General features: G+C 70.1%; 7 protein-coding genes. 5 read left to right on the top strand and 2 right to left on the bottom strand.

Annotation, left to right across the window (positions count from 1 at the left end; translation table 11 throughout):
- Positions 1-219: 219 nt before the first annotated feature.
- Entirely contained in the window at positions 220-1,242 is a 1,023-nt protein-coding gene (locus tag H5J26_RS27415) for an alpha/beta fold hydrolase (RefSeq protein ID WP_181768657.1), read from the bottom strand.
- Positions 1,243-1,356: 114 nt separating this feature from the next.
- Here H5J26_RS27415 and H5J26_RS27420 point away from each other — a divergent pair, with 114 nt between their 5' ends.
- From H5J26_RS27420 to H5J26_RS27435, 4 genes are all read left to right on the top strand, one after another.
- On the top strand, positions 1,357-1,587 hold the full coding sequence (locus H5J26_RS27420) for a hypothetical protein (RefSeq protein ID WP_181768658.1): 231 nt from the start codon (positions 1,357-1,359) through the stop codon (positions 1,585-1,587).
- A gap of 122 nt (positions 1,588-1,709) precedes the next feature.
- Complete coding sequence (locus H5J26_RS27425) at positions 1,710-2,333, top strand: TetR/AcrR family transcriptional regulator (protein ID WP_181768659.1); 624 nt, start codon at positions 1,710-1,712, stop codon at positions 2,331-2,333.
- Between the two features lie 148 nt (positions 2,334-2,481).
- The gene (locus tag H5J26_RS27430) at positions 2,482-2,712 is read left to right on the top strand and encodes a DUF3107 domain-containing protein (protein ID WP_181768660.1); all 231 of its coding nucleotides are present in this window, start codon (positions 2,482-2,484) and stop codon (positions 2,710-2,712) included.
- A 149-nt stretch (positions 2,713-2,861) separates the two neighbouring features.
- The gene (locus H5J26_RS27435; RefSeq protein WP_181768661.1) at positions 2,862-3,164 is read left to right on the top strand and encodes a hypothetical protein; all 303 of its coding nucleotides are present in this window, start codon (positions 2,862-2,864) and stop codon (positions 3,162-3,164) included.
- Between the two features lie 171 nt (positions 3,165-3,335).
- Here H5J26_RS27435 and H5J26_RS27440 read toward each other — a convergent pair whose 3' ends face one another.
- The gene (locus H5J26_RS27440) at positions 3,336-4,067 is read right to left on the bottom strand and encodes a ferritin-like fold-containing protein (RefSeq protein WP_181768662.1); all 732 of its coding nucleotides are present in this window, start codon (positions 4,065-4,067) and stop codon (positions 3,336-3,338) included.
- A gap of 244 nt (positions 4,068-4,311) precedes the next feature.
- Here H5J26_RS27440 and H5J26_RS27445 point away from each other — a divergent pair.
- Positions 4,312-5,979: DEAD/DEAH box helicase (locus tag H5J26_RS27445; RefSeq protein WP_181768663.1), on the top strand; the 1,668-nt coding region annotated here is incomplete at its 3' end.

A 5,979-nucleotide genomic window follows, 5' to 3' on the forward strand; every position in this document is an offset into this window, starting at 1 on the left:
ACGCTTTACGTAGTCCGTCTCCGACGGTCTCATCAAGCCGACCGCCGCCCGGCGCGACGTCATGCGGATCGGAGGAGGACGGCGGATAGGAAGGCGGTGCCTGCCGCCTCGCAGCGTCCCCTTGAGCCATGCCGTAGGAGGGCTGAGCGTCTCCGCTCTTCACCGCCCGCTCGGACGGGTCGACGGCCTTTGCGCGCCCCTTGCGGCTATGGCGTCCCACTAGTCACCTTCCGGGGGTACGGGCGTCGAGGACGAAGCCTTGCCCACCTCGGTCTGGCCCGTCAACCGAGTGGTGTCCACAAGCAGTTCACGGAACGCGTTCGCGACGATCTCCGGATACTCCATCATCGCCACGTGTCCCGCCTCGGGCAGCGCCAGCATCCTGCTGTCCCGGAACGACGCACCTGCACGTCGTGCCATGCGGAAGCTGACGAGCTGGTCCCGCCCGCCGTACACGAGCAGAGTCGGTGCGAGCACGCGTCCTGCCTGCCTCCACAGCGAGTGCTGACCGCCCAGAGTGTAGGCGTCGACGATTCCCCGGGCGGAGCGTGCGAGTGAATCCCAGAAGTACGGCAGCCGCACCCGGCGCTCGTACTCCGCGACCGCGGCGGCGAACCCCCCGGGTGAGACGCGGGCCGGATCGCCGTAGCAGAGAGCCAGCACCTCCCGGGTGCGCCGCTCCGCGGACCAGCTCTTGGTCAGCCGTCCGAACAGCCCGGCGACCCCGGGCACCGCCAGCAGGACGGTGGGCAGCGCGGTGCGCTGCGGCGGCAGCTCAGGCAGTGCGGGCGAGACCAAGGACAGGGTGCGCACGAGGTCGGGTCGCAGAGCGGCCACCCGGACCGTCACGGCTCCGCCGAGCGAGTTCCCGAAGAGGTGCACGGGTGCACGTCCGCAGGAGTCGAGGTAGCGGATGACGGCACGCGCGTGCCCCGAGACCGAGTAGTTGCCGTCGTCCGGCGGCGGGGACATGCCGAAGCCCGGAAGGTCCACGGCCTCGCTGTCGACGTCGCCCGCCAGCTCCAGCATCAGCGCCGACCAGTTCAAAGAGGAGCCGCCCAGACCGTGCACGTACACGGCGGGCGGCAGGCCCTGTCGTTCCGGTGGACGGGATCGCACGTTGAGCGTGAGTCCGGGCAACGCGACCGAGCGGAGGACTTCTCCCTCGTGGGCAGGCGGAGCACCCGCGGGCGGCACCGCTTCGGTGACGCCCGGCATCCCGGGCTGATCGGTCGACGACATGGAGCAATGTTACGAGACGATCACACGACTCCCCATGTGTTCGCAGTCACACCACGGCCCTGGTCAGGTCGTAGCCTCGAATAAGAGGCGTCTGTCCTGGAAAGGGGAGCGAGCATGTCTGTTGACCCGAACGATCACGAGAGCTTCGACGACGGCTACGAGGAGGAACCCGACGAGGTGACGCCTGGGCTGGAGGCTCCCGCCGAGGACGCCGCCGAGCAACATGCCGATCTGCTCCGCCAGCGGGACGAGCCGATCACGGGTCGCGAGACCATCGAGGCCGACCCCGCGGACGCCGCCGAGCAGGCGCGAGTGGTGGAACTGGAAGAGGATGAGTACCGATAAAGCGCTCGTTGTGCCACCTGCCCGCTGAAATTATCGGTCCGCGGCAGTCACAGCACGGTTACTGAAAAGTACGATGGCGAGCGCAGCGCATACCGCGCTCGGATTCAGATCAGGGAGGCGGCGTGTCAGCCATCGAGCAAACTGAGGCGCGCCCACGCGGCACGCGCCTGCCGCGCCGGGCCCGACGCAACCAACTTCTGGGAGCAGCCCAGGAGGTCTTCGTCGCGCAGGGTTACCACGCGGCGGCCATGGACGACATCGCCGACCGGGCGGGCGTGAGCAAGCCCGTGCTCTACCAGCACTTTCCCGGAAAGCTGGACCTCTACCTGGCCCTGCTGGACCAGCACTGCGAGTCGCTCCTCCAGGCGGTGCGCTCCGCGCTCGCCTCGACCACGGACAACAAGCAGCGGGTCGCGGCGACCATGGACGCCTATTTCGCCTACGTCGAGGACGAGGGCGGCGCCTTCCGGCTCGTCTTCGAATCCGATCTCACCAACGAGCCCGCCGTCCGCGACCGGGTCGACAAGGTCAGCCTCGACTGTGCCGAGGCTGTGAGCGAGGTCATCGCCGAGGACACCAAGCAGCCGCGCGACCAGGCGATGCTGCTCGCGGTGGGCCTGTGCGGGATGGCACAGATCACCGCGCGCTTCTGGCTCGGCTCGGGCCGTCCCATCCCGCGTGACTCGGCCGCCAAGCTCATCTCCTCTCTGTCCTGGCGGGGCATCGCGGGCTTCCCGATGCAGTGACGTGCACGGGCACGCGGCGCGAAGGGCGCCGCGTGTTCGCTGCGGGCGTGCAGAGCGAGGCACCGGGGCGGGCTCCTGTCCGGCTAATGTGTGCTTCGTACAGCGCGGCTGACCGCGTAATCAACTGACCGTTCGGAGGGACATAGCCGTGGAGGTCAAGATCGGCGTGCAGCACGCGCCCCGCGAGATCGTCTTCGAGAGCAAGCAGTCTCCCGAAGAAGTCGAGAAAGCGGTGTCGGCGGCACTGGCCGACGGCGGCTCGAACATGCTCAGCCTGGCGGACGAGCACGGTCGCAAGGTCCTGGTTCCGGCGGGGCGCATCGCCTACGTCGAGCTCGGTGAACACACCGGCCGCAAGGTGGGGTTCGGCACCATCTGACGGTCCGGACGAGACATACGTCCGACATGGCGGCGGCTTCCCGAATCTTTCGGGGGGCCGTCGTTTCACGTCCGCGTCACAAGGGGAGTACCGGAACGACCGCACTGCACAGTCGGCCGTAACCGGTCGGCCAGACCCGAGGAGGTCCCATGATCTGGGAGGCACTCGGCGCCACGGCCCTCGGACTCGTCATCGCCTACGCGGCGACCCGGCAGATTCCCGAGCGACTCCCCAACGCTGCCCTGGTTCTCGTGACCGGTCCCACCGCAGCGCTGCTCGGCGGGCTGATCAGCCGCGTCGTGCTCGGCCAAGGTCACTTCCTTGCGACTCTCGCGGTCGCGGCGCTGGTGAGTGTGGCGATCCTCTCACTGCTCATCAGCGAGAACGTCCGCCCTCCGCGCGGCCTGCGGGCGAACGTCGTGGGCCCGCCCCACGGAGCCGAAGGGGCCTGAACGAACGGCCCCGGGCTACGAACGGGGCACCGGCACCGCCGCCGGCCGGAGCGTCACCCGGTCAATGACCGGCACCGGTGGTCACACATCCGGGCCCCGTCTTCCTGACCTTTCGCAACCTTCCCGGCTTGCCGGCCTTTCCTCGCCGCGCCGCTCCGGCCCCGCCCCGCGTCAGGCGGCGAGACCCAGCGCGGCCATCCGCTTGGTGTGAGCCTCGGTGATGCGCGAGAACATCCGCCCGACCTCCGCGAGGTCGAAGCCGTCGGCCAGCCCGCCGACGAGCATCGTGGACAGCGCGTCCCTGTCGGCGACCACGCGCTGGGCCTGCGACAGGGCCTCCCCCATCAACCGCCGCGCCCACAGCGCGAGCCGTCCGCCGACTCGCGGGTCGGCCTCGATGGCGGCACGGACCTTCTCCACGGCGAAGCTCGAGTGCCCGGTGTCGTCAAGGACGCCGAGCACCAGCGCACGGGTGTCGGAGTCGAGGCGCGCGGCGACCTCGCGGTAGAAGTCCGAGGCGATCGAATCCCCCACGTACGCCTTGATCAGCCCTTCCAGCCAGTCCGAGGGGGCGGTCTGCCGGTGGAACTCGTCCAGTGCCGCCGCGAAGGGCTGCATGGCCTCCGTCGGCTCGGCGTCGATCACCTTGAGCCGCTCGCGCAGCTGGGCGAAGTGCTGGAACTCGGCGGACGCCATCGACGCCAGCTCCGCCTTGTCCCCCAGCGTCGGGGCCAGCTTCGCGTCCTCCGCCAGCCTCTCGAAGGCGGCGAGCTCCCCGTACGCCAGCGCACCCAGCAGATCAATGACCGCCGCCCGGTAGGTGGGGTCGGCGGACGCCTCCGCCCAGTCCTGGGTGGCGATACCGGTGTGCTCGGCCGCGGGGGTCTTCTCAGGCGTCTCCATGCTGAGCACGATAGCCCGCCTCACCTGGCCGGGAAGCCCCCGGTTCAGGCCTCCCGGACCCCAGGAAACTCGTACACAACAATCGCCCCGGTACACATGCGCGGATCCGGGGTACAGTGATATTGGCTCCCGTCGACCCGGCGGGACCCATGTACGCACACTGCGGATGCCCGGTCGGAGGCCCGATCGGCTCCGACCCCGACCGCCCTCCGCGAGGCGCGTGCTCCCCGCACGTCCCGTGACCATGAGGGACCGCTCGCGTGAAGAGCGCTTGAGCGAGAGACAGTGGTCCCGCACACTCCGGCGGGCCGGCAAGCCGCCGCCCCCGGTACTGCGGTACGACCCTCCTCGCCGCCTCCTCGCGCGTCACACAGAAGAGGCCAGCATCCTGTCCACCACGACTTTCCGCGAACTCGGAATCCTCTCCGAGACAGCCGAAGCCCTCGAGGCCGTCGGCATCAGCACTCCCTTCCCCATCCAGGAGATGACCCTGCCGGTCGCGCTCGCCGGAGGCGACGTCATCGGCCAGGCCAAGACCGGCACCGGCAAGACCCTGGGCTTCGGCCTTCCGCTCCTCGAAGCGGTCACCGTGCCCGCCGACGTGGAGCACGGCCGGGCGGCGCCCGAGAAGCTCACCGACTCCCCGCAGGCCCTCATCGTCGTCCCGACGCGTGAGCTGTGCCAGCAGGTGACGAACGACCTCCTGACCGCGGGCAAGGTCCGCAACGTCCGAGTGCTCTCGATCTACGGCGGCCGTGCATACGAGCCGCAGGTCGAGGCCCTCAAGAAGGGCGTCGACGTCGTCGTCGGCACCCCCGGGCGGCTGCTGGACCTGGCCGGCCAGAAGAAGCTTCGGCTCTCGGACGTCAGGACGCTCGTCCTGGACGAGGCCGACGAGATGCTCGACCTGGGCTTCCTGCCCGACGTCGAGAAGATCATCCAGATGCTCCCGGTCAAGCGGCAGACCATGCTGTTCTCGGCGACCATGCCCGGCCAGGTCATCTCGCTCGCCCGCCGCTACATGAGCCAGCCGACGCACATCCGCGCCTCCGAGCCGGACGACGTGGGCCAGACAGTGGCGAACACCACACAGCACGCCTTCCGTGCCCACTCCATGGACAAGCAGGAGATGGTGGCCCGCATCCTGCAGGCCGAGGGCCGCGCGCTCGCGATGATCTTCTGCCGTACGAAGCGCACCGCCGCCGACGTCGCCGAGCAGCTGACCCGGCGAGGGTTCGCGGCCGGCGCCGTCCACGGCGACCTCGGCCAGGGCGCCCGCGAGCAGGCGCTGCGCGCCTTCCGCAACGGCAAGGTCGACGTCCTCGTCTGCACGGACGTGGCCGCGCGGGGCATCGACGTCGACAACGTGACGCACGTCATCAACTACCAGACGCCCGAGGACGAGAAGACCTACCTGCACCGCATCGGCCGCACCGGCCGCGCGGGCGCGTCGGGTACGGCCGTGACCCTCGTCGACTGGGACGACATCCCCCGCTGGCAGCTGATCAACAAGGCGCTGGAGCTCTCCCTGCCGGACCCGGAGGAGACCTACTCCACGTCCCCGCACCTCTACGAGGCGCTGGGCATCCCCTCGGGCACCAAGGGCGTGCTTCCGCGTAACGAGCGCACCCGCGCGGGTCTCTCGGCGGAGCAGGTCGAGGACCTGGGCGAGACGGGTCGGGGCCCCGGACGGGGTCGCGGCGCCCGCAGCGGTGCCCCCGCGGCGGAAGCCGCCGAGCGTCCCAAGCGTGTCCGTCCTCCGCGTCAGCGCCGTCGCACCCGTAACGGGCAGCCGATCGACGCGGCGGAGGAGGCGAAGGCCTCGGCAGAGGCGAGCGACGGCTCGGCCGTCACGCCCACCGCCACCGGCGAGGACGGCGGTCCCCGCAAGCCCAGGCGCCGTCGCCGTACG

The sequence above is a fragment of the Streptomyces albidus (ex Kaewkla and Franco 2022) genome (assembly GCF_013870515.1).
GTDB lineage: Bacteria > Actinomycetota > Actinomycetes > Streptomycetales > Streptomycetaceae > Streptomyces > Streptomyces albidus.

Bases quoted from the DNA above. Each gene is read 5' to 3' on its own strand.
- H5J26_RS27415 (WP_181768657.1), bottom strand. From the start codon at position 1,242: ATGTCGTCGACCGATCAGCCCGGGATGCCGGGCGTCACCGAAGCGGTG.
- H5J26_RS27440 (WP_181768662.1), bottom strand. From the start codon at position 4,067: ATGGAGACGCCTGAGAAGACCCCCGCGGCCGAGCACACCGGTATCGCC.
- H5J26_RS27420 (WP_181768658.1), top strand. From the start codon at position 1,357: ATGTCTGTTGACCCGAACGATCACGAGAGCTTCGACGACGGCTACGAG.
- H5J26_RS27435 (WP_181768661.1), top strand. From the start codon at position 2,862: ATGATCTGGGAGGCACTCGGCGCCACGGCCCTCGGACTCGTCATCGCC.